This is a genomic window from Comamonas odontotermitis, assembly GCF_020080045.1.
Lineage (GTDB): Bacteria > Pseudomonadota > Gammaproteobacteria > Burkholderiales > Burkholderiaceae_C > Comamonas > Comamonas odontotermitis.
Window position 1 is genome coordinate 729673 of the sequence record NZ_CP083451.1, and the last position, 22792, is coordinate 752464.

18 protein-coding genes and 1 tRNA gene are annotated in these 22792 nt (G+C 61.1%); 6 read left to right on the forward strand and 13 right to left on the reverse strand.

The annotated features are described in order from the left end of the window. Positions 1-38 precede the first annotated feature (38 nt). The gene (locus tag LAD35_RS03300; RefSeq protein ID WP_224151297.1) at positions 39-941 is read left to right on the forward strand and encodes a carbohydrate kinase family protein; all 903 of its coding nucleotides are present in this window, start codon (positions 39-41) and stop codon (positions 939-941) included. 229 nt (positions 942-1170) lie between these two features. Here the strand turns inward: LAD35_RS03300 and LAD35_RS03305 are convergent, their stop codons facing one another. The 8 genes from LAD35_RS03305 to LAD35_RS03340 form a co-directional block, all read right to left on the reverse strand. Continuing rightward, entirely contained in the window at positions 1171-2016 is an 846-nt protein-coding gene (locus LAD35_RS03305) for a hypothetical protein (protein ID WP_224151298.1), read from the reverse strand. 193 nt (positions 2017-2209) lie between these two features. Beyond that, entirely contained in the window at positions 2210-3262 is a 1053-nt protein-coding gene (locus LAD35_RS03310) for a ribonucleotide-diphosphate reductase subunit beta (RefSeq protein ID WP_377779381.1), read from the reverse strand. Between the two features lie 119 nt (positions 3263-3381). Further along, positions 3382-6288, reverse strand: coding sequence for a ribonucleoside-diphosphate reductase subunit alpha (locus LAD35_RS03315; protein WP_224151300.1), 2907 nt, complete (start codon positions 6286-6288; stop codon positions 3382-3384). Between the two features lie 446 nt (positions 6289-6734). After that, complete coding sequence (gene ampD / locus LAD35_RS03320; protein ID WP_224151301.1) at positions 6735-7334, reverse strand: 1,6-anhydro-N-acetylmuramyl-L-alanine amidase AmpD; 600 nt, start codon at positions 7332-7334, stop codon at positions 6735-6737. Continuing rightward, positions 7331-8863, reverse strand: coding sequence for a sigma-54-dependent transcriptional regulator (locus tag LAD35_RS03325; RefSeq protein WP_224151302.1), 1533 nt, complete (start codon positions 8861-8863; stop codon positions 7331-7333). Before LAD35_RS03325 ends, ampD begins: the two co-directional genes overlap by 4 nt. Next, complete coding sequence (locus tag LAD35_RS03330; RefSeq protein ID WP_224151303.1) at positions 8860-10554, reverse strand: ATP-binding protein; 1695 nt, start codon at positions 10552-10554, stop codon at positions 8860-8862. Before LAD35_RS03330 ends, LAD35_RS03325 begins: the two co-directional genes overlap by 4 nt. After that, on the reverse strand, positions 10551-10787 hold the full coding sequence (locus LAD35_RS03335) for a PP0621 family protein (protein WP_224151304.1): 237 nt from the start codon (positions 10785-10787) through the stop codon (positions 10551-10553). The genes LAD35_RS03330 and LAD35_RS03335 overlap by 4 nt, the downstream gene beginning before the upstream one ends. 6 nt (positions 10788-10793) lie before the next feature. Further along, complete coding sequence (locus LAD35_RS03340) at positions 10794-11600, reverse strand: cytochrome C assembly family protein (RefSeq protein ID WP_224151305.1); 807 nt, start codon at positions 11598-11600, stop codon at positions 10794-10796. A gap of 208 nt (positions 11601-11808) precedes the next feature. Here LAD35_RS03340 and ffh point away from each other — a divergent pair, with 208 nt between their 5' ends. Beyond that, positions 11809-13200: a signal recognition particle protein gene (gene ffh / locus LAD35_RS03345; RefSeq protein WP_224151306.1), complete on the forward strand. Its 1392-nt coding sequence runs from the start codon at positions 11809-11811 to the stop codon at positions 13198-13200. 209 nt (positions 13201-13409) lie between these two features. On the opposite strand, the gene selD is transcribed toward ffh, so the two are convergent. Continuing rightward, positions 13410-14468, reverse strand: a complete 1059-nt coding sequence (selD, locus tag LAD35_RS03350; protein WP_224151307.1) for a selenide, water dikinase SelD — start codon at positions 14466-14468, stop codon at positions 13410-13412. 369 nt (positions 14469-14837) lie between these two features. Here selD and LAD35_RS03355 point away from each other — a divergent pair, with 369 nt between their 5' ends. The 4 genes from LAD35_RS03355 to LAD35_RS03370 all read left to right on the forward strand — a co-directional run bounded on the left by LAD35_RS03355 (position 14838) and on the right by LAD35_RS03370 (position 18003). Then, a complete protein-coding gene (locus LAD35_RS03355; RefSeq protein WP_224151308.1) occupies positions 14838-15278 on the forward strand; it encodes a YfiR family protein in 441 nt (146 codons plus the stop codon). Next, positions 15275-16504 carry a diguanylate cyclase domain-containing protein gene (locus LAD35_RS03360; protein ID WP_224151309.1) on the forward strand — a complete coding sequence of 410 codons (1230 nt, stop codon included), beginning with the start codon at positions 15275-15277 and terminating at the stop codon, positions 16502-16504. The genes LAD35_RS03355 and LAD35_RS03360 overlap by 4 nt, the downstream gene beginning before the upstream one ends. 63 nt (positions 16505-16567) lie before the next feature. After that, positions 16568-17032: an OmpA family protein gene (locus tag LAD35_RS03365; protein WP_224151310.1), complete on the forward strand. Its 465-nt coding sequence runs from the start codon at positions 16568-16570 to the stop codon at positions 17030-17032. 152 nt (positions 17033-17184) lie between these two features. Next, the gene (locus LAD35_RS03370; protein WP_224151311.1) at positions 17185-18003 is read left to right on the forward strand and encodes a hypothetical protein; all 819 of its coding nucleotides are present in this window, start codon (positions 17185-17187) and stop codon (positions 18001-18003) included. A 23-nt stretch (positions 18004-18026) separates the two neighbouring features. Here the strand turns inward: LAD35_RS03370 and LAD35_RS03375 are convergent. The 4 genes from LAD35_RS03375 to fdhE all read right to left on the reverse strand — a co-directional run bounded on the left by LAD35_RS03375 (position 18027) and on the right by fdhE (position 22735). Then, a tRNA-Sec gene (locus LAD35_RS03375) sits at positions 18027-18122 on the reverse strand. Between the two features lie 160 nt (positions 18123-18282). Next, positions 18283-20205: a selenocysteine-specific translation elongation factor gene (gene selB / locus LAD35_RS03380; RefSeq protein WP_224151312.1), complete on the reverse strand. Its 1923-nt coding sequence runs from the start codon at positions 20203-20205 to the stop codon at positions 18283-18285. Between the two features lie 37 nt (positions 20206-20242). Continuing rightward, a complete protein-coding gene (selA, locus tag LAD35_RS03385) occupies positions 20243-21655 on the reverse strand; it encodes an L-seryl-tRNA(Sec) selenium transferase (RefSeq protein ID WP_224151313.1) in 1413 nt (470 codons plus the stop codon). Positions 21656-21772: 117 nt separating this feature from the next. Beyond that, a complete protein-coding gene (gene fdhE, locus LAD35_RS03390; protein WP_224151314.1) occupies positions 21773-22735 on the reverse strand; it encodes a formate dehydrogenase accessory protein FdhE in 963 nt (320 codons plus the stop codon). Positions 22736-22792: the final 57 nt, after the last annotated feature.

Below are 22792 nucleotides of genomic sequence, written 5' to 3' on the forward strand. Positions count from 1 at the left end.
CGCTACCTATTTGTTTGATTGAAAAGGATTGGATTTACATGGCCTCGCTGATTTGCGGTTCGCTTGCGTTTGACAACATCATGACCTTTGATGGCCGTTTTGCCGACCAGATCATGCCCGAGCAGATCCACATTCTGAACGTATCGTTCCTGGTGCCCACCTTGCGCCGCGACTTTGGCGGCTGCGCCGGCAATATTGCCTACGCCCTGCAACTACTGGGTGGCAAGCCGCTGCCCATGGCCATGCTGGGCGATGATGGCGATGGTTATCTGGCGCACATGCAACACCTGGGTATCGATACCCGCTTTGTGAAGAAGCTGGAAGATACCTACACCGCCCAATGCATGATCACTACCGACCTGGACAACAACCAGATCACTGCCTTTCACCCTGGGGCGATGATGCAGGCGCATCAAAACCAGATCACCAAGGATTGCGGTGCAGCCATTGGCATCGTGGCGCCTGATGGGCGCGATGCCATGCTGCAGCATGCCGAGCAACTGCATGCCGCAGGCATCCCTTTTGTATTCGATCCTGGTCAGGGTCTGCCGATGTTCAATGGCGAGGAGCTGTGCCACTTCATCAGCCTGGCGACCTGGGTGACGGTGAATGACTACGAAGGCAAGATGCTGAGCGATCGTACCGGGCTGTCGTTCGAAGAGATTTCCAAACAGGTCAAGGGGCTTATGGTGACCTTGGCAGCCGAAGGCTGCGCGCTTTGGGAAAACGGCGTGCAGACCCATGTGCCAGGCACCCAGGCCAAGACCGTGGTCGATCCCACCGGTTGTGGCGATGCCTGGCGCGGTGGGCTGCTGTGGGGCCTGGAAAACGGCCGCACCTTGCACGATTGCGTGGTATTGGGCAATCGCATGGGGGCGCTCAAGATCGCATCGCGCGGCCCGCAGAACTACACGCTCGATTTCGATCCGGCAGCGGTGTAAGAATGATCCAGAGCTCCTGAAGGGGTTGGGTCCGCATTGGATACCGCGTTGCAACGGCCCATGTCAAAACAACCCCAGGAGTTGCCAGCTTGCAGGTGGGCATTGGGTTGACTCCATGCCTGCAAATGCAAGACAGCTGAGGCTGGTACTTGCACCACGTGGCTGATATCTGATGCAGCAAAAACAAAACCGGCTTGAAGCCGGTTTTGTTTTGAGAAGCCGCGTGCTCTTATTGAGGGCGGTTGCTGGTTGGGAAGGGCCAGGCTGCGTTGGTGCTCAGCACGGTCTTCACAGGCTCTGCGGATGCAGCAGCAGCAGGCGCTGCAGCAGGGGCAGGCTTTGCGGAAGCCTTCTTGGCAGGAGCAGCCTTCTTTGCAGCAGGCTTGGCGGCAGCTTTTGCTGCGGGCTTTGCTGCAACTGCCTTCTTGGCTGGAGCCGCCTTCTTTGCCGCAGGCTTTGCAACTGGCTTGGCTGCAGGCTTTGCAGCAGGTTTAGCTGCAGCAGCCTTCTTGGCTGGAGCTGCCTTCACTGCGGCCTTTTTGGCCACCACTTTGACGGCGGCCTTCTTTGCAGGAGCCTTGGCAGCAACAGCCTTCTTGGCGGGTGCTGCCTTCTTCACTGCTGGCTTGGCAGCGGTCTTTTTGGCGACGGCCTTGGTTGCAGCCTTTTTCGCTGCAGGCTTGGCTGCTGCCTTCTTTGCTGGAGCCGCTGCCTTCTTGGCAGGTGCTGCAGCCTTCTTGGCTACGGCCTTGGTGGCAGCCTTCTTTGCTGCTGGCTTGGCGGCGGCCTTGCTTGCAGAAGCCTTCTTGGCAGGTGCTGCAGCTTTCTTGGCTACCGGCTTAGCGGCGGCCTTTTTGGCTGCTGGCTTGGCAGCAGCTTTTTTGGTGCTTGCTGCCTTGGCTGCAGGTTTGGCTGCTGCCTTGGTTGCAGTCTTCTTGGCCGCTGGCTTGGCAGCGGCGGCCTTGACGGCCTTGGGCTTTGCTGCGGCCTTGGGGGCAGCAGCCTTGGTAGTTGCAGCCTTCTTAGCAGTTGCCTTGGTGTCTGCAGACTTCTTGCTTGCTTTGGACGTTGCCATGCTCTTCTCCTTCGGTCAATTTAGAAAGCAGACTTCATGCCTGATTGAATTCGACACGAAGTTTTGATAGCAAACTGAATTGTGCATCAGCTGCTAGCAACTGTCATAGTGCAAACCTCAATAAAGACGCCAAATTTCACAGTTTTCTATCAGGAAAACCACATTTTTCTTGGGTTCGCACTTTCAATGCTCTTCAATCCCACGACAACGCACCACCAGACTGGTATTCGATGACGCGTGTTTCGAAGAAATTTCTTTCCTTTTTCAGATCGATCATCTCGCTCATCCATGGGAACGGATTCTCTTCGTTGGGGAACAATGCCTCCAATCCGATCTGCGTGGCCCGGCGGTTCGCGATGTAGCGCAGGTAGCCTTTGAACATCGAGGCATTCATGCCCAGCACGCCGCGCGGCATGGTGTCTTCGGCGTACGCATATTCGAGGTCGACGGCCTTGAGGAACAGTGCCTTGATTTCGTCCTTGAACGCGGGCGTCCACAGGTGCGGGTTCTCCAGCTTGAGCTGGTTGATGAGGTCGATGCCGAAGTTGCAGTGCATCGATTCATCGCGCAGGATGTACTGGTACTGCTCGGCGGCACCGGTCATCTTGTTCTGCCGGCCCAGTGCCAGAATCTGCGTGAAGCCCACGTAGAAGAAGAGGCCCTCCATGAGGCAGGCGAAGACGACCAGGCTCTTGAGCAGGGTCTGGTCGGTCTCGGGCGTGCCGGTATGGAAGTCCGGGTCCATGATCGCTTCGATGAACGGGATCAGGAACTCGTCCTTGTCGCGGATCGATTTGACTTCGTTGTAGGCGTTGAAAATCTCGCCTTCGTCCAGGCCCAGGGACTCGACGATGTATTGGTAGGCGTGCGTGTGGATCGCTTCCTCGAATGCCTGGCGCAGCAGGAACTGGCGGCATTCGGGGGCGGTGATGTGGCGGTAGGTGCCCAGCACGATATTGTTGGCCGCAAGCGAGTCGGCGGTGACAAAGAAGCCCAGGTTGCGCTTGACGATGCGGCGCTCGTCTTCCGTCAGGCCATCGGGCGACTTCCACAGCGCGATGTCGCGCGTCATGTTCACTTCCTGCGGCATCCAGTGGTTGGCGCAGGTGGCGAGGTACTTTTCCCAAGCCCATTTGTACTTGAACGGAACGAGCTGGTTCACGTCGGTCTTGGCGTTGATGATGCGCTTGTCGGCGGCATTGACACGCTTGTGGGTACTGGCAGTACCGCTGCCTGCCTGGGGCATGGCTGCGGTGGCTTGCGATTCTTCTTCAAAACTCAGCATTTAGTTCTCTCCATCTGCGTTGCTGGCTGACGCACGGGCCACGGATTATTGGGATGGCGCGTGCGTGGATGGCTAAAGGTTTACTGGCAGGCTTCGCAGCCGGGGTCGTCAATCGCGCAGAACTTGACGTCGGTGGCCGGGGCCTGCGAACGGGCCGCTGCGGCAGCGGCATCCAGTGCGCTCACGGTGGCAGCGGGCGCGGCGCCCGCGCTGGGCACTGCATTGAGCACACGACTTTGCACGGTGGACTTTTCGACTTGTGTGGCGCTGGTGGTGCGCAGGTAGTAGGTGGTCTTGAGGCCACGTACCCAGGCGAGCTTGTAGGTGTCGTCCAGTTTCTTGCCGGATGCGCCTGCAATATAGATATTGAGGCTCTGGGCCTGGTCGATCCATTTCTGGCGGCGCGACGCGGCTTCCACCAGCCAGACGGGCTCGACTTCGAATGCGGTGGCGTACAGAGCCTTGAGCTCGTGCGGAACGCGATCGATCGGGCGCAGTGATCCATCAAAGTGTTTCAGGTCCATCACCATCACTTCGTCCCACAGACCCAGGCGCTTGAGGTCGCGCACCAGGTACTGGTTGATGACGGTGAATTCACCCGACAGGTTGGATTTGACGGACAGGTTGCCGAAGGATGGCTCGATCGATGCGTCGACGCCGACGATGTTCGAGATGGTCGCCGTGGGCGCGATGGCAACGCAGTTGGAGTTGCGCATGCCGTCCTTGGCAATTTTCTTACGCAGGGCTTCCCAGTCCAGGCGTGCGCTGCGGTCCACCTGTACATAGTCTGCATTGCCACGGGTCTGGGCCAGCATGTCCAGCGTATCGGGCGGCAGGATGCCCTGGCTCCAGAGCGAGCCCTGGTAGCTGGAGTACACGCCGCGCTCCTTGGCCAGCTCGGTCGACGCCCAGTAGGCGTAGTAGCACACGGCTTCCATCGATTCGTCGGCAAATTGCACGGCGGCATCACTGGCATAGGGAATGTGCAACTGGTACAGGCTGTCTTGGAAAGCCATGATGCCAAGGCCGACCGGGCGGTGGCGCATGTTGGAGTCACGCGCCTTGTCCACGGCGTAGTAGTTGATGTCGATGACGTTGTCGAGCATGCGCATGGCGGTATTGACCGTCTTTTTCAGCTTGTCCTGGTCCAGCTGCTTGCCGCCGTTGCCATCGTCCTTGATATGGCGGGCCAGGTTGACCGAGCCCAGGTTGCAGACAGCGGTTTCGGTGTCACTGGTATTGAGCGTGATCTCGGTGCACAGATTGGAGGAGTGCACCACGCCGGCGTGCTGCTGGGGTGAACGCACGTTGCAGGCATCTTTGAAGGTGATCCAGGGATGGCCGGTCTCGAACAGCATCGACAGCATCTTGCGCCACAGGTCGACAGCAGGCAGGGTTTTGGAGAGTGCAATTTCTCCGGTGGCAGCCTTGGCTTCGTAGGCGGTGTAGGCCTTCTCGAACGCGGCGCCGAACAGGTCATGCAGATCCGGCACATCGGATGGCGAGAACAGGGTCCAGCTGCCTTTTTCCATCACACGCTTCATGAACAAGTCGGGAATCCAGTTGGCCGTGTTCATGTCATGGGTGCGGCGGCGGTCATCGCCGGTGTTCTTGCGCAACTCCAGGAATTCTTCGATGTCCAGGTGCCAGGTTTCCAGGTAGGTGCAGACCGCGCCCTTGCGCTTGCCGCCCTGGTTCACGGCCACGGCCGTGTCATTGACCACCTTGAGGAAAGGCACCACGCCCTGCGATTCGCCATTGGTGCCCTTGATGCGGGCACCCAGGGCCCGCACGCGCGTCCAGTCGTTGCCCAGGCCGCCAGCAAACTTGGACAGCAGTGCGTTCTCACGGATGGCGTCATAGATGCCGCCCAGATCGTCGGGGACCGTGGTCAGGTAGCAGGAGGAGAGCTGCGAGCGTTGCGTGCCGCTGTTGAACAGCGTAGGCGTGGAAGACATGAAGTCGAACGACGACAGCAGCTCATAGAACTCGATGGCGCGCGCATTGCGGTCCTTCTCGTTGAGCGCCAGGCCCATGGCCACGCGCATGAAGAAGGCCTGGGGCAGCTCGATGCGCTGCTTTTTGACGTGCAGGAAATAGCGGTCATACAGCGTCTGCAGGCCCAGGTAGTCGAACTGCTGGTCACGCTCGGCGTTCAGGGCCGAGGCGAGGCGCGGCAGGTCGAAATTCAGCATGTCGGGGTTGAGCAGGTCGTGCTCTACGCCCTTGGCGATGTAGCCTGGGAAGTAGGCAGCATAGGCCGCGCCCATGTCGGAGGCTGCCACATCCTGGCCCAGGATTTCGCGCGTGATGGTGTGCAGCAGCAGCCGAGCGGTCACAAAGGTGTAGTCAGGCTCTTTTTCGATCAGGGTGCGGGCGGCCAGGATGGAGGCTTTGAAAACCTCGTCCATGTTCATGCCATCGTACAGATTGCGCAGGGTCTCGCTGAGCACCGGCGCAGGGTCCACATCCTGGCCCAGGCCCTGACAGGCAGCGGTGATGCGGTCGTGCAGCTTTTTCACATCCAGCACCACGCGCTGGCCCTTGTCCAGCACGTGGAGCTCCGGTTGGGCGGGCGCGTGCTCGGCGTGCAACTGTGCGCGTTCCTGGTTGCGGCGCTCGCGGTACAGCACATAGGCGCGCGCCACTTCATGGTTGCCGCTGCGCATCAGGCCCAGTTCCACCTGGTCCTGCACATCCTCAATATGGAAGGTACCGCCGCCAGGGCGTGAGCGCATCAGGGCGCGAACCACAGTGTGAGTGAGGTTCTCCACCACTTCGCGCACGCTGGCTGATGCGGAGCCCTGGGTGCCATGCACCGCCAAAAAGGCTTTCATCATGGCGGTGGTGATCTTTGGCGGCTCGAAAGGAACGACGGCACCGTTCCGGCGAATGATCTGGTAGTCGGGAAGAACGGTGAAACCGTCAATCGTGCGCTTGCTGGAGTCCTGTTGTGTCAGTTCGGCGGAAAGCGAGTCGGCGTTCATGTTGTCCTCTCTGAAACTCTTGAAAAAAACCGGTAGAAAATCGAAAAAAGCGACGTCAGCAGGAACCCGCAGGAAAGGGCTGGGAACGCTCGGGACACTACATATAGTGTCTGGCGGCCTGTTGAACACTACCTATAGTGTACTTCGCAATATATGGAAATGAGTCGTGACAAATTGTGATAAAGCTGTCTGCGTTGCATCGCAGCATGCGCGGCAATGCGCGCCGATGCATGTTTTCGGTGTGCGAATGCAGCGCTGGTGCGTGCTTGCAGGGAAAAGCGGGCCTCACATCGGGCAATGCATGGCCTGCATGCGATTGAAAAAAATGTTGGCCGCGAGTGGCAACGACAGACGGCGTGTGGCGTCCATGCCAAGCGTGCAGTTATGCACGCGTTCCTGATGGGGCGGGTGCCGCCAAGGGCTTTGAAAATGCAGAAGGAGCGTAGCTAGACGGTACCTGGCGGAAACATGGCCCGGGGCCAGTTCAGCATCTGTTGCAACTGAGGCCAGACGAAGCCGCTGCCCGGATCCTGCTTGCGTCCCGGGGCCACATGTTCATGCCCCGCAATCTGACGGATTGAGTATTCATCTTCGACATGCTGGCAGACCTGAGCCAAGGCCGCATATTGCGCTGCCTCGAAAGGCAGGCCCTCCAGGCCCTCCAGTTCAATGCCGATGGAGTAGTCGTTGCAGCGCTCACGCCCCTGCCAACTGGACGCACCTGCATGCCAGGCTCGGTCATTGCAGCTTACAAACTGCCAGACGGTGCCAACTCGGGTGATAAAGAAGTGCGAAGACACCTTCAGCCCGCGGATGCCTTGAAAATAAGGATGTGCGTCCCAGTCCAGCTGGTTCACAAAAAGGCGCTGTACGTCTCCGGTGCCATAGATGCCGGGGGGCAGGCTGATCGAATGCAGTACCAGCAGGTCAATGTCCGTGGCTGCAGGCCGAGGGCCGAAATTGGGTGACGGACAGTGGGTGGCCATTTGTAGCCATCCGGCATCCCAGGCTGATGGCAATTGCGATGCGCGTGGGGCGGGCGTCACTGGTGAGGAACTCCGTCATGCGTATCTGCGATGTGCAGCCGCTCCATCCGGTAGCGGATTTGCCGCAGGCTGATGCCCAGGCGCGCTGCCGCCGCTGTGCGGTTGAAGCCGAATTCGCGCAGTGCCCGCACCAGTATGTCTCGCTCCAGCTCGTCCATCCAGGTTTGCAGATCCTGGGGCAGGTCTTGGTCGCAAGGGTAGGTATTGCCGGGGATGGGCGGCGCAGTTGCTGCGCCAACGGCCAAAGGCAGAGAGGCCGGTGTTGCGGAGGGTTCTGGCAACCGGAATGCCGCTTGCGCAGCGGGTGGCGGGGCTGCATTGGCCGGGTCTGGCTGCCAGGCTTTTGCTGGCTGGTCTATTTTCAGCAGTGATCCGTCGCTCAAGGCGACCGAGCGCAGCAATAGGTTCTCCAGCTCGCGCACATTGCCAGCCAGCGGGTAGGCCGCAATGGTGGCGAGGGCCTCTTCCGTCAGCTGGTAGGCGGGCTGGCCGTGGTCTTGCGCAATGCGCTGCAGCAACACGGTGCACAACTGAGGCAGGTCCTCACGCCGCTCGCGCAGAGGCGGAATCACGATCTCGATGACATTGAGTCGGTAGTACAAGTCCTGGCGAAAGCGCCCTTGCGCCACATCGGCCGCCAGGTCACGGTGCGTGGCGCTGACGATGCGGACATCGACAGCTTCTTCCTGCTGACCACCGAGGGGGCGGATTTTTCGCTCCTGAATCGCCCGCAGCAATTTGGCTTGCATGGCCAGCGGCAGTTCGCCGATCTCGTCAAGAAACAGGGTACCTCCATGCGCGGCCTGGAAAAAACCTTCCCGGTCCTGGGCTGCGCCGGTGTAGGAGCCCTTCTTGGCGCCAAAGAATTCGGCTTCCAGCAGCGCTTCCGGGATCGCACCGCAGTTGACGGCCACCATCGGGCCCGCAGCGCGCTGGCTGTGGGAGTGCAGGGCCTGGGCGACCAGTTCCTTTCCAGTACCGGATTCGCCGCGCACCAGAATGGGCGCCATGCTGCTGGCCACCTTGGCGATTCGCTCACGCACCTGCTGCATGGCTGGTGACTGGCCCACCAGCTCCTTGGCTGGAGCTGTTGCCGCTGCCGGGGATCGGGCACTGCTGTCGCCTGCCGGTGCTTGTTGCACGGGAGAGGGACTGGGCAGGCCCTGGCGCGCGGATGCGACAACCTGGCGGAATTGTTTGAGATCGACCGGTTTGGTGAGGTAGTCGAAGGCGCCTTCCCGCAAGGCGGCGATGGCATTTTCGGCCGAGCCATAGGCGGTGATGACGATGGCGCGCTCACTGCGCCCCTGGCTGCGCAGCGTCTGCAGCAGCTCCATGCCCAGGCCATCGGGCAGTCGCATGTCGGTGATCAGGATATCGAACTGCTGCTGCTGCAATTGGGACTGCGCTTCCTGCACCGAGCCAGCCGTATGCACGCGGTAGCCCTCACGCAGCAGCGTCAGTTCATACAGCGTGCGCAGGTCGGGCTCATCGTCCACGACCAGAACGGAGGTATTTTCAAAACTCATATCGGCAGCAGGCGCTCAAGAGATGGTTGTGCAACGGAGTTGGCAGCCCTGCGGAACTGCACGATGAAAGCATTCCCATCGCGTATATTCGAGTGACGGGCGCTTTGTCTTTCATAGCGGATCATAGCGCCGTGGCGGGTGCACAGCTCCCGGCAGATGTACAGACCAAGTCCGCTCGAGCGGCTCTCCGACGAGAAAAAGGGCTCGAACAAGTGCTTCTCGATGGTCGGCTCGATGGGCTGACCGTCGCTCCACACTACCATGGTGGCCGTGCCGGCCAGGGTGCTGGAGGTGGTTACCTGCAAGGCATCGGCATGGTCGCTGCGGTAGCGTTGCGCATTGTTGAGCAGGTTGTACAGCAGTTGGCGCAGATGCCCTGTGTCAAATGCCACCAGACTGCCCTCGGCATGCAGGGACAGCGCCACTTGGTGCGCGGCTGGCGCGAGCGCCATCCAGTCATTGCAGATTTCGTAGACGGTGTCGTCCAGCAGTACGGCTTCGCCTTCTCCGGGCTGTATCTGGTTATGCACCCGAGCGATGTCCAGAATGTCTTCCGCAATCCTTCCAAGGCGTTGGGCGTTCTGTTCGACCATATAGGTGAGGCGCTTGAGGTTGGGGTCGGTCAGGTCTTCGTCCAGCAACGCATTGGCCTGGGTAATGGCTGCGAGCGGGTTGCGGATTTCGTGTGCCACAGCAGCCGACATACGCCCCATGGCAGCCAGCTTTTCGGTGCGCAGGCGCGCTTCCATTTCACGCAGGTCATGGAGGAAAACGAGGCACAACGGGTCATTGTCCGCGCTGTCGATGGTGCCCAATCCCGGTAGCGGGTGGGTCAGCCAGGTTCGGACGTGCAGGCCGACGGGGGCGGAGCCTGGCGCGATCAAGGCCTGATCGCTGGAGATGGCTTCGCCATTGCGAAAGGTGTCGTTGATCTGGTGCACCACGCCTTGCCATGCCGGCAGTAGCCCCAGCTGCTGCAATGGCACGGGAGTGGTGAGCTGCTGCAGCAGTGCCATGGCAGCGGGGTTGGCGCTGTGCACCTGAAGCTGCTGGTCCACCACCAGAACGCCGTCTGGCAGGTTCTGCAGGATCAATGCATTGACCTGCTCCTGCTGATTGGCTGCGGCTGCGGCGCGCAGACCCTGCCGTGTCTCGCGCTCCACACGTGCTGCCAGCAGGCGGACCAGGATACCCACCAGGAAGTAGGCCGCACCCGCCAGGCCCGCTTGCACGGTATTCTGCGTAACTTCGAGATCCAGCACCGATGCTGTTGCCGTGAGGGTCTCCATCAGCAGAAAAATCGTGATGTAGGCGCAGGTGCCCAGAACCACCAGCCAGCCGCCCAGTGTGCCGGCAAACAAAACGGTCAGCCCGAACAGCGGTGTAAGCGTGTAACTGCCGGTCTTTGTCACTTCCAGCAGCGATATCAGCAACAGATCGAGCCCGATGGTCGGCAGCCAGGCATAGACCTTGCGTTGTGGCGGTGGCTGCTGGCTGATGACGGCATACAGGATGGCAAGCGCGCCATAGATGGCCAGTATGGCCAATTGGGGGAGCAACTGCCGCGCGTGAACAGGAGCCAGCAAAACAGAGCCGATGGCCAGCAGCACGGCCACCACCACACGGGCAGCCAGGTACACCCGCCATAGGCGCCGAAAGGGGGTGTCCAGCGGCGTTGCAGCAGGGGTCATGGCGACGGCGTCGTATTGCTGGCGGCGGCCAGGTGCGCTTGCGAGCAGTACTGCTTGCCGCGGTGGCTGATGGCATCCGATTGCGGGAAATGCACGCCGCAGTGGGCGCAATGCACCATGGGCTCGGGTTGAGCCAGCGTCTTTTTAGGTGCTGGCCGAGCGTTTTGCACGCGTTTGCCACGCCAGATGTGCCAGGCGATCACCACCAGCAGTAAAACCAGCAAATACTTCATGGTTGCTCAGCGCTCCAAGATCACTTCCAGTACAAAGCGCGAGCCCACATAGGCCAGCAGCAGCAGCAGGGCACCTGCGTAGAGGATGTTCACCGCCTGTCTCCCTCGCCAGCCAAAGCGCCTGCGGCCAAACAGGAGGATGGCAAAAGTCAGCCAGGACAATACGCTGAAGACCGACTTGTGATTCCATATCCAGGCTTTGCCGTACAGTGCCTCGCCAAAGAACCAGCCCGCCGCCAGAGTGGCGGTGAGCAGAGCGAACCCGGCACCTACAAAGCGGAATGTCAATCGCTCAAGCGTCAGCAGCGGCAAGCCACCGTCGTGGTCGCCATGCTGGCGCATCTGGCGTTCTGCGCGCGTCATCAGCGCAGCATGTACGACCGCGGCAGCGAACAGACCGTAGGATGCAATGCCGAGCGCCAGGTGCAGCGGCAGCCACGGCGACGCATCGACATGCAATGGGGTTCCGGGGAAAATCACGGCCAGCAGTACCGCTACGCTGCCGAGTGCAGCCAGTGGCCAGCGTGAACGCAATTGCGGGTACAACTGCTGCTCGACCACATACACGGTCAGCACCAGCCAGGCCGTGACGGACAAGGCCGGCGCAAATCCGAACCGGGGCTCATGCCCGGCCAGTCCCCACACCAGGCTGGCGGCATGCAAGGCCCAGGCGACGAGGAGCGAGCGCTTGGCGCCGCGCTCCTGCAGGCGTTGGGTGGCAAGCGCCGGCAGGGCATAGGCAAGCGCCGCAGCCAGGGCCAGTATCCAGCCGACAAGACCGGCTCCGGCCACTGTGGAAGAAGAAAAGGGCATGTGCCTATGATAGCTGCCGTCAGCAGCATGCTGCTTTACTTGGAGGGTCCTTTCATGTGGCAGCCTGCAGGCGGCGCGCAGACCCGCAGGATCACGGGCTGCGGGCAGGCAGATGGGTAAGGGTTAAAATGGTCTTTTGCCTGCAGCAAGCCGCACCGCGGCCTGGCGCTGTAGCGCCGCTTGCCACTCCAACTACCTATCACTGCCCATGGCTTCCGCATTGACCGATAAACTGTCGCGCCTCGTCAAGGAGATGCGCGGACAGGCCCGTATTACCGAATCGAACGTGCAGGACATGTTGCGCGAAGTGCGCATGGCTTTGCTGGAGGCAGATGTTGCCTTGCCTGTGGTGCGGGATTTCATTGCCCGCGTCAAGGAAAAGGCCCTGGGGCAGGAGGTGCTTGGTAGCCTCAAGCCCGGGCAGACCCTGGTCTCGATTGTCAACAAGGAACTTGCCGTCACCATGGGCGAGGGCGTGGCGGACATCAACCTCAACGCCCAGCCACCCGCCGTCATCCTGATGGCTGGCCTGCAGGGTGCGGGCAAGACCACCACCACTGCCAAGCTGGCCAAGCACCTGATTGAAAAGCGCAAGAAAAAGGTGCTGACGGTGTCGGGAGACGTCTACCGCCCGGCAGCTATCGAGCAGCTCAAAACGGTCACCAAGCAGGCCGGTGCTGAATGGTTTCCCAGCACGCCTGACCAGAACCCGCTGGATATCGCCAATGCTGCGCTGGACTACGCCAAGAAGCACTATTTTGACGTGTTGCTGGTCGATACGGCCGGGCGCCTCGCCATCGACGAAGTGTTGATGCAGGAAATCCAGCAATTGCACGGAGCGCTCAAGCCTGTCGAGACCTTGTTCGTCGTCGATGCCATGCAGGGCCAGGATGCCATCAACACTGCCAAGGCATTCAAGGAAGCGCTGCCGCTGACCGGTATCGTCCTGACCAAGCTCGATGGCGATTCGCGTGGCGGCGCTGCGCTGTCGGTGCGCCAGATCACGGGTGCGCCCATCAAGTTTGCCGGTGTCTCCGAAAAGATCGATGGCCTGGAGGTGTTCGATGCCGAGCGTCATGCGCAGCGCGTGCTGGGCATGGGCGATATCGTGGCCTTGGTCGAGCAGGTCACCAAGGGCGTGGACATGGAGGCCGCGCAGAAGATGGCCGAAAAGATCAAATCCGGCGACGGCTTTGATCTGAACGATTTTCTGGGCCAGCTGCAGCAGATGAAGCAGATGGGTGGCCTGTCCACACTGATGGACAAGCTGCCGACCGAGCTGGCGGGCAAGGCCGGTCAGGTGGACATGGACAAGGCGGAGCGCGAAATTCGCCGCAAGGAAGGCATCATCTGCTCGATGACGCCGTATGAGCGGGCCAAGCCCGAACAGATCAAGGCCACTCGCAAAAAGCGCATTGCCGCAGGTGCCGGAGTGCAAGTACAGGAGGTCAATCGCCTGTTGAACGAGTTCGGCCAGATGCAGCAGATGATGAAGAAGATGAAGGGCGGCGGCCTGATGAAGATGATGAAGAAAATGGGTGGCATGAAGGGAATGAAAGGCATGATGGGCGGCGGAGGTATGCCCAAGCTGCCGTTCTGAAGGAGAGCGTCTGCCCAAAAGTAAAAACGCCTGCAGTTCACCGCAGGCGTTTTTTGTTTTTGTCATCAAGGAACGGGGCTGCCCGGGCAGTCGATGATGGCTATTTGTGATATTTACTTAGAAATATCAAGAAATTAGGCTTCTGGCAGCGGCCACTTTACAGTCGGCAATGGCAGAGCCAGGCGCATCTGGTGCGGTCGGGAATGCGCCTATTTCACCGCCACCTTGGCATCTCCGGGCAGCATGCGGCCAATGACGCTCGCATCGGAGAATCCATGGCCCTTGAAGGTCTCCAGCACCTGCTGGATGGCTCCGGGCTGGCACGACACCAGCAGGCCGCCTGAGGTTTGCGGGTCCGTCAGCAGGCTGCGCATGGCGTCGGACACGTTTTCGCCCAGCTCCACATCTGTACCGTAGGATGCCCAGTTGCGGCCCGAGGCTCCTGTTGCAATGCCTTGTTCGGCCAGTTCGCGCACGCCGGGCAGCAGGGGCACCAGGTCGCTGTCGATGTTGGCCGTCAATCCGGCGCCGCGCGCCAGCTCCAGCGTGTGGCCCAGCAGGCCAAAGCCGGTGACATCGGTGAGTGCATGCACTCCTTCGATCTGCGCCAGCACGGTTCCGGGGCGGTTGAGCTGGGTGGTGGTGTGTACCATGGCTGCGTAGCCTGCGTGGTCCAGCAGGCTTTTTTTCAGCGCTGCAGACTGGATGCCGACTCCTAGTGGTTTACCCAGAATCAATACGTCACCCGATTGCGCATCGCTGTTGCGCTTGAGGTTCTTGGGGTTGACCACGCCGATGCCGACCAGGCCGTAGATGGGTTCCACGGAATCAATGGAATGGCCACCGGCCAGGGGAATACCGGCATCACGGCAGACCGATTCACCGCCTTCCAGAATCTTGGCAATCACATCATGCGGCAGCACATTGATGGGCATGCCGACAATTGCCAGAGCCATCACCGGCGTGCCGCCCATGGCATAGATGTCAGACAGCGCATTGGTGGCGGCAATTCGGCCGAAATCATAGGGGTCGTCGACGATCGGCATGAAAAAATCCGTTGTCGCAACAATGGCCTGCTCGTCGTTGATCTGATAGACGGCCGCATCGTCCGCCGTCTCGGTGCCCACCAGCAATTGGGCGTAGAACTGCTTGGGCAGCGCGCTGCGGCTCATCAGGTCAGCCAGCACGCCCGGGGCAATCTTGCAGCCACAGCCGCCGCCATGGGACAAGGAAGTGAGTCGAGGGGTCTGGGTGAGGTCGGTAGTCATGGATCAGAGTCTGGCGGGCAGGAGGAGCTACCCCTATTATCGACAGCTTGCGCATTCCCTGCGCCTTGATGGGGAGCAATTGCAACCAGCCGTGAGCAAGGGATTGGCGGTACAGCAATTTTTACATTGCTAATTGTAAATATATGGAAGAATGCCAGGGGATTGACGGGGGAGATGCATGGCGCAATGTGTCTCCAGGCAGTTGTCACTGAAGTCATGGAGCTGTTGTTGTCATATTGGAGGCCAGGTCGAGGCAATCGAACATGGTCCCGCCGCTTCAGCGGCTGGGCGTGGCTCTTTGCTGCCTGTTTAAGCTGGTCGGCGGTTGCGTCAGAGGCTACCGATGCAGAGGTAGCCGCTGAAACCAATGTGCAAGCGGTAACGCGCACCGTGATCGGGATACTGGGCTATACGCGCTGGCCCCATGAAAGCGAAGAGTTGCGGCTGTGCGCAGTGGGCGCCACGGAATATGGAGCAGGGTTGCTGCAAAGCTCCGGGCTGGCGGTCGCTGGTCGGCGTCTCAGTGTCAAACAGGTGGATTCCGCACAGCTGAAAGCCTCCGAGTGCGATGGCCTCTATGTGGGAGACATGGGCGAGCAGCAGTGGCGCAAGCTGATGCAGCAAGAAAGCGGCCGCCCCCTGTTGACGATCAGTGAGCGCAGTGCGCTGTGCCGCATCGGTGCCATGTTCTGCCTCAGCCGCCAAGGTGAAGGCCCGGGCTTTGAAGTCAATCTGGACTCGATTGCCCGCAGTGGCCTGCGCATCAGTCCCAAGATACTGCAGCTGGCGCGGTCCAAGGCGGTGCCATGAGCCTTTTCATGGACAGCCAGGCATCGTTGCACGCAGTGATCCGGCGGGCCCATCTGCGCATGGCCGCCATGGCCATCTCGCTGGCAGGCGTCCTGCTGCTCGTGGTCGGGGTGGTGGTGCTGCGTTTCTACCTGCTCAACAACTTGCAATTGATGGCCCGATCTCTGGCCTATACGGTCGAAGCGTCGTTGGTGTTCAACGACCATGGCGAGGCCAGCAGGGTACTGGATCAATTGCTGCGAAACGAGGATGTAGCCCGCAGCCAGGTGTTTGACGCCCAGGGGCAGGTATTTGTGCAGTGGAGTTCTGCCAAAACCAGCTCGGGTGGCACCGGTGAGTTGCTGGCGGCAGTCATGGGAATGCGCCCTGCCGAAGCGCCGGTGAGCCAGGATGGCAGGCAGATCGGGCGTGTGGTGCTCTACAGCGACGGCGCAGGGTTCATTCGATTTCTCAGCTCCGGCTTGGCGGTGCTGTTGCTGTGCGTGGGGGTCAGCGGATTTATCGGCATGCGCCAGTCACGCCGCATGCTGGCCGATATTGCCGAGCCGTTGCAGCAACTGGCCAGAGTGGCTCGCGCGGTGCGGCATGATCGATCCATGGGGCAACGCGTGCCTCCCGCCCGGATTGCGGAGCTGCATGAACTGGGCGATGACTTCAATGCGCTGCTGTCTGAATTGCAAATGCGGCAGGAGCGGCTGCGGCAGCAGAACTCGCAATTGGAGCTGCAGGCATCGCGCGACGGCCTGACGGGGCTGGCCAATCGCTCACATTTCGAGCAGCGCCTTCAGCAGGCGCTGCTCGATGCGGAGGCCATGGGGCGCAAGCTCGCCGTACTTTTTATCGATAATGACCGCTTCAAGCAGGTCAACGATATTCATGGCCATGCGGCCGGAGACGCGCTGCTCAGGGCGGTAGGGCTCCGCCTTCATTCCGTGGTGCGCGAGGCAGACCTGGTTGCCAGGCTGGGCGGCGATGAATTTGCCATTCTGCTCTACCCCATTGGCGGCATGGCGGATGCCCAGGTGGTGGAGCACAAGATCCAGGAGGCGATGCAGTGCCCTGTGGTGACCAGTAGCGGTGTAGCACTCAGGCCCTCCGTGAGCGTCGGTATTGCAGTCTTCCCGCAGCACGGGCAGGATATGGAGGAATTGATGGGCCACGCAGACCAAGCCATGTACGAAGCCAAGGTGGTACGCCATGCCGGAAGTGCTGCGAACAAGGAGTAAATAATGGAGTGGAGCCAGAGAGCCGGGGAGAAGTCACGTATTGCCCATGGAATGCGTTGGGCCATGGCCATGGTATTGGCTGTGGTGCTGGCCGCGTGCCAGACTCCGCCACCGCCGCCAGTACAGCAAAGCGGACTGACGGCGCAACAGCAACAGGTGCTGCGCAACCAGGGGTTCTCGGAAGGAGATCAAGGCTGGGAGTTGCAGATGTCCGGCAAGCTGCTTTTCGAGTTTGATTCTGCCGAGGTGGGCGAGGCTGCGCGCACCAAGGTCGTGGAGCTCGCGCGGGCCTTGCTGAAAGAGGGCATCGACCGGCTACGCGTGGAAGGCTATACCGACGACCGAGGCAGTGCGGCCTACAACCTGAAACTGTCATTGCGCAGAGCTCAGGCTGTGAGCGATGTGTTGGTAGAGGCTGGCATGCCCAGGCAGAACATCGAGGTCAAGGGGCTTGGCAATGCCTTGCCTGTCATATCGGGCAATGCCGCAGAAAATCGCCGTGTCGCCATTGTGGTGCCCTTGTTCTAGATGTGCAGCTGCCAAGGCACTTCTTCTTGATGCTGCGGCTTTACGAAGGCTCGGTGTTGGGGCGCAGGACTGTCCGTTGCGTGAGCGGAGTTGCTGCACCGCTTTCTGGCATGCAGGTGGTTTCAGCAGTTCTGTCATCCTGTAGGACGGGTATGGGCAAGAGATGGAAAGCGCTGGCGCTGGTGCCCTGGGTTTTCTTGGTGGGCTGTACCCCGGCATCGAATCTGGATCACAAAGCGGATCGCACACAAAACCCTGCCAAGGACGCACGCTGGCTGACCTTGATCGTCAAGGCCGGGGACGGCATCGAGCCCCAGCCGGTCACGCTGGAATACGAATCAGAAAAATGCGAGGAGCCGAGGAGCTACGGCGTCGGTGGGCAGTCGCAAAGCGGCGTTGCCCTGATGCGGGCTTCTCACTACGAAAAGATCAGCCTTGATCGAGCGCCGGAGAACCATGTCTACAAGGCGCGCTTTGCGATCGATGCCGGAGGAAGCTGCCAGTGGAAGCTGGTGTCTCTGGAGACCTCGTTCAAATATCGGAGCCATCATCCCCTGGCCCAAGGCAAGGAAGCGATTTCGAACAGGGAGAAGTTCGCTTTCAGAAGTGAAAAGGACTCTGTTCGCACACCCAACGTGAGAGTCAATTTTGAGTATTTCCCAGTGGTTTATCTCCACGACCACCCATCGGAGAACAGGTTTCGGTTGCAGAAAAAGTCCATGTTCTTCCCGCCGAGTCTGGATCCGTCGGAGTCGGGGACCATGACCCTAGAGCCCAAGGTGTTTGGCGACATGGCGATGACGGTCGGCGAAGACCCCCAGAGCAGACGAAATTATGTCGTAGCCTATCCCGACGGCGCAAAGGGCACGAGCTGGTCCAGGGATGTAGTGGGAGTTGAGGACAAAAGAATGCAGTGCTTGCTCTCCCCTGCAAAACAGAATTGCGCCCGGTTCAGCCCTATAAAGCGCTGATACGTCTGTCGGAGTGCATGGGATGGCGGAGGGCAGCTGGAGTCGAACCAACCCAGGAGTGGCTGACACCCCTCACCGGGTTTGAAGCCCGGCCGCACCACCGGGCACGATTGCCTTCCATCAGAAAGTGCGCCGATTGTAGCCATTCCCGTTGCCCGTTGAGCCGGAGTGGATCATGCCCCTCAAAATGGAGTCAGGCGTGGCATGCGGCGCCCCGAGGCGCAAACGAAGTGCCTGTTCGGCACTTCTTCCAGGTCGCCTGTTCCCCTCGCAGACGTTTCATGGCTGGCTGGCCTGCCAGCGCACACCGGGGCGCAGCATGTGGGCGTCGCGCACACGGCGGGTGTAGCCCACGCGGTCGAAGAACTCGAGGATCTGGATGGCGCGCTTGCGCCCGAGGCCTGTTGCATCTCGAAAGGCCGCAGCCTCCACCGCGCCCCGCTCGGCCTGCAAGGCCAGATCGGCGACCAATGCGGCCAGAGCATCGGTTTGCTCGGCTGCATAAAAGAGATCCTTGACAACCTGAAACACCAAGCCTTGCCGGGCCAATTTCTTGAGCAGTTGGCGTACCATTTCCTCGCCACTGCCGTGGTCCCGCGCGAGATCGCGAATCCAGGGCGGATCGAAACGGCCAGCGCCAATGGCGGGCAGCAGGCGCTCGGCCAAGGCCTGTTCAGCATTGCTCAACTGCACGCTGTGGCCTGGCAGATGCAGCCATGCACCGGTGGTGCTGATGTGCTGTGCCTGCAGCAAAGCCTCAATGAGGCTGGTGTAGAGCGCGTCGTGCATGCCATGCTGCAGGCTGGGCAATGCCATGCGGCGAAGGCGCGCAGCGTTGATGCCGGGCTCATCGGGCGCCACGCTGTGAAAACGTTCCAGGGCCTCAAGCACCTGGGTCTGCAGCGTCAGCCAAGCCCCATTGCTCAGCAAGAGCGCATCGCCATCCGTGGTGGGAAGTACGATGGCTTGGGCGGGGACCGGCGGCTGCGCCAGGCCTGTCAGCCGCACCAACTGGGATCGGGCGATGCCATAAGAGGCCTCGGCCAACAGTGGTGCAGTGTCATGGCTTGTGACCCAGTGCTCCAGTGCTGCAAGGAACGCCAGCCGTGCCTCACTGCGGCGCTTGCGCGCTGGCGCATACGGGTCCAGCACCGTGGCCCCTGCAATGGTGCGGCTGGCCTGGGCATTGCGGATGATGATGCGATCACCCGGTTGTACAACGGCCGGCGCATCCAGCACCAGCTGGGCCAGGCATTCGGCTTCAGGCGGCAGTTCGCCGTCTTGCAGCAGGGCCACATGGCCGGTGCAGTGCATGGTGCCCAGGTGCATATGCACGGGCGCCCAGGGTTTGAGCGCTGGCGCACCGGCCAGCAACTGCAGTCGCACGTCGATACGTTGGGTGGTGTGCAGCAGGCGTGCATCCAGCAGCCAGTCGCCGCGCGCGATATCTTCCTTGGCAATGCCTGCAAGGTTGAGCGCACAGCGCTGTCCGGCCACGCCCTGGTTGCTCGCCCGGTTCTGCGCGTGGATGCTGCGCACCCGCACTGTCTTTCCGGTGGCCGAATGCACCAGGCTGTCGCCCACGGCAGCACTGCCATTGAAAACCGTACCCGTGACCACGGTCCCCTGTCCTGCCAGGCTGAACACGCGGTCGACGGCCAGGCGAAACAGGCCTTGCTGCGCGCGCTGGGGCATGGCCTGTGCAACGGCGTGCAGGTGCTGGCGCAGCGCATGCACGCCCTGGTCGCCCGGCAGTGCAGCCGCAGTCTCGAAAACAGGGGCATTGGCGAGAGGGCCATCTGCGAGAAGCGCGCGTATCGCATCCTTTACTATCGTCATGCGCTCGGGTGTTACGCGATCAACCTTGGTGAGCGCGACAGTGCCTTGTCGGACACCCAGCAGCTGCAGAATTTCCAGATGTTCGCGTGTCTGCGGCATCACCCCGTCATCGGCCGCCACCACCAGGAGTGCGTGGTCGATGCCCACGGCGCCTGCGGCCATGGTGTGAATGAACTTCTCATGCCCTGGCACATCGATGATGCCCAGTACATCACCATTGGACAGGGGGGCGTAGGCATAACCCAGCTCGATGGAGATACCGCGCGCCTTCTCTTCCTTGAGGCGGTCGGTTTCCACGCCCGTCAAGGCGCGTACCAGGGTGGTTTTGCCATGGTCAATATGGCCTGCGGTTCCAATGATCATTTGGAAATGCTCTGTTTTTTATAGCTCTTGGCGATTTTCAGACGGGCGCCAGAATAAGTTTCTTCCAGTTGTCGATGAACGCGGCCTGGTCTGTGGCTTCAAGGCAGCGCAGATCCAGCCACAGGGCATCCTGGCGCAGGCGGCCAATGACCGGGCGTGGCAGCCGACGAAGCGCAGCTTCGAGCTGCTGCAGCAACTGGCCGGCGCGCCTGGGGTCTGCGGAGCGGATCACCAGGCCATGGCTGGGCAGGCTTTCCACAGGCAGCGCGCCGCTGCCGATCTGGCTGGACATGGCAGCCGGCTCCACCACATACGCGGTGCCCAGCGCGCTTTGCACAGGGGCTTGCAGAACTTCGGCCTGCTGCTGCATGTCGGATGCAGCGCGGGTGAACAGGCGCAAGGTGGTGAGGCGAAGGGCCAATTGCTCGGGGTGCAGGTACAGGCTCAGGGTGGGCTCCAGCGCGGCCAGCGTCAGCTTGCCTACGCGCAATGCACGTTTGAGCGGGTTCTTCTTGATCTGTGCAATCAGTGTCTTCTTGCCGACGATGATGCCCGCCTGTGGGCCACCCAGCAATTTGTCGCCGCTGAAGGTGACGATGTCGGCGCCGGCTTCGACGGTTTCTCGCACCGTCACCTCGTACGGCAAGCCCCAGGCCCGCATGTCGACCAAGGTGCCACTGCCCAGGTCCACGATCATTGGCAGTTGGTGGGTGTGTGCAATATTCGCCACGGCGGCATCCGAAACAGACTTGGTGAACCCCGAGATGGCGTAGTTGCTGCAATGCACCTTCATCAGCGCCGCCGTCTGGCCGGAGATGGCTTCGGCATAGTCCTTTTCATGTGTGCGGTTGGTGGTGCCGACTTCGACCAGGGTGGCGCCCGCGCGCGTCATCACATCGGGGATACGGAAGGCGCCGCCAATCTCCACCAGTTCACCGCGGGAGACGATAACCTCCCTGTTCGATGCCAGAGTGGACAGCACCAGCAGCACCGCCGCTGCGTTGTTGTTGACGATGGTGGCGGCTTCCGCGCCGGTCAGGCGGCAGATCAGGTCCTCTACCAGATCGTCGCGGTCGCCGCGGCCCCCATCGGCCAGGTCATATTCCAGGTTGCTGGGTGTGGCCAGCGCCTGCACCACGGCGTCCATGGCCTCCTGCGGCAGCAGTGCGCGGCCTAGGTTGGTGTGCAGCACGGTTCCGGTCAGGTTGTAGACGGCCCGCAGGCGAGGGGCAAATAGCCGCTGCAGCGCATGCTCGGCAGCATCCAGCAGGGCGTCGGCACTGGGCGCGGTCTGGCTGTCCTTGGCTGCCAACCACTGGGCGCGAGCGTCTGCAAGCGCTGCGCGAATGGCATCGGTGCATTGCGTTTTGCCATAGTGCGCAAGCAGCCCGGCAGTACGGGGATGCTGCAGCAACTTGTCGACGGAGGGCAGGTGAGAGGCAGTGCGCATGGGTGAAACGTCTAAAAACGAAAAACGATGGTGCGGGTAAGCAACCATCGTTCTAGTATGGCATGGTGGCACGGCGCGCATCATTGCGCCTTGCCATCAGCAGCCGGCGGGCCGCCGTCAGTGCAGGTCGGGCACGGAAGCGCTGTCGTCCGCCTGGGGTTCCGCCACGGCAACAAACAGCAACGGGTTGCCGCTGGCGCGCTGGAACCGGGTCTCTTCGCTCATCAGCAGATCGAGCATCAGGCTGGCCAGATCATCGGCCAGCGGCTCGGCCAACGGGTCCTTTTCCTGGTTGACGATCTTGCGGTAGCTGCCGCACGCGTCACAGGTTTCGGCGAGCACCACATCCTTGCCACCTTCCAGGCCCTGGTAGTGAATGCCTTTGGTCGATTCGCAGTGCGAGCACTTGACGCGCACCATATGCCATTCGGTGCTGCAGCAGCCGCAGTGCAGATAACGGTGACCGGCCATCTTGCCGCCAATGCGCACCACGCTGGCCACCGGCTCGGCGGCGCATACGGGGCAGATGGTGGCGGGATCGGTGTAGGGCACGTCGCCGGCCCGCAACTGGCTTGCGCGGCGGGCAAACACCACCTGCAGCGCGGCCATGGCAAAGGGGGCCATACCCACATCGCGTGCAGCCAATTCCTTGGTGAGCAGGCGCTTTGCCAGGGCGTTGCGCTCCTCGGCACTTGTTGCCTGCAGCTCTGCAATCAGTGGTTGCAGTGGCGCGGGCAGCCCGCCTGCGCCGGAGAGATCGGCCAGCATGCCATCCAACACCTGGTGCCAGACGGGGTCGAGATGGTCTGCGGCCGGCAGCAGTGGCGACGAAAATTCCTGCGCCTGTGCAATGGCCGCTGCATCGGGCTCTGCCACACGCAAGTTCTGCACGGCGCGGTGCTGGGCCTGCACCAGACTGGCGATGAAGTTCAGGTAGTCGGCAATCGGGTTGCCTTCGGCCAGCTGGCGGATGCGATTGGCGCGTTCCAGAAACAGGCTGCTGGTATCGGGCAGCAGCACGCGCGGAAAGCTGGTGTGGTCCAGCGACTCGATCTCGCCGGGTTGAAGAATGCGTTGCATACGGGGATTTTCTCAAGTATCAACGCCGATAGACCTGGTAGGGCTATCGGCGTCTTT

Coding starts and splice junctions, on each gene's coding strand:
- ffh (WP_224151306.1), top strand. CDS start 11,809: ATGGCTTCCGCATTGACCGATAAACTGTCGCGCCTCGTCAAGGAGATG.
- LAD35_RS03310 (WP_377779381.1), bottom strand. CDS start 3,262: ATGCCCCAGGCAGGCAGCGGTACTGCCAGTACCCACAAGCGTGTCAAT.
- selA (WP_224151313.1), bottom strand. CDS start 21,655: ATGCGCACTGCCTCTCACCTGCCCTCCGTCGACAAGTTGCTGCAGCAT.
- LAD35_RS03330 (WP_224151303.1), bottom strand. CDS start 10,554: ATGACCCCTGCTGCAACGCCGCTGGACACCCCCTTTCGGCGCCTATGG.
- LAD35_RS03315 (WP_224151300.1), bottom strand. CDS start 6,288: ATGAACGCCGACTCGCTTTCCGCCGAACTGACACAACAGGACTCCAGC.
- LAD35_RS03360 (WP_224151309.1), top strand. CDS start 15,275: ATGAGCCTTTTCATGGACAGCCAGGCATCGTTGCACGCAGTGATCCGG.
- LAD35_RS03335 (WP_224151304.1), bottom strand. CDS start 10,787: ATGAAGTATTTGCTGGTTTTACTGCTGGTGGTGATCGCCTGGCACATC.
- LAD35_RS03365 (WP_224151310.1), top strand. CDS start 16,568: ATGGCCATGGTATTGGCTGTGGTGCTGGCCGCGTGCCAGACTCCGCCA.
- LAD35_RS03325 (WP_224151302.1), bottom strand. CDS start 8,863: ATGAGTTTTGAAAATACCTCCGTTCTGGTCGTGGACGATGAGCCCGAC.
- LAD35_RS03305 (WP_224151298.1), bottom strand. CDS start 2,016: ATGGCAACGTCCAAAGCAAGCAAGAAGTCTGCAGACACCAAGGCAACT.
- selB (WP_224151312.1), bottom strand. CDS start 20,205: ATGATCATTGGAACCGCAGGCCATATTGACCATGGCAAAACCACCCTG.
- selD (WP_224151307.1), bottom strand. CDS start 14,468: ATGACTACCGACCTCACCCAGACCCCTCGACTCACTTCCTTGTCCCAT.
- fdhE (WP_224151314.1), bottom strand. CDS start 22,735: ATGCAACGCATTCTTCAACCCGGCGAGATCGAGTCGCTGGACCACACC.
- LAD35_RS03370 (WP_224151311.1), top strand. CDS start 17,185: ATGGGCAAGAGATGGAAAGCGCTGGCGCTGGTGCCCTGGGTTTTCTTG.
- LAD35_RS03300 (WP_224151297.1), top strand. CDS start 39: ATGGCCTCGCTGATTTGCGGTTCGCTTGCGTTTGACAACATCATGACC.
- LAD35_RS03340 (WP_224151305.1), bottom strand. CDS start 11,600: ATGCCCTTTTCTTCTTCCACAGTGGCCGGAGCCGGTCTTGTCGGCTGG.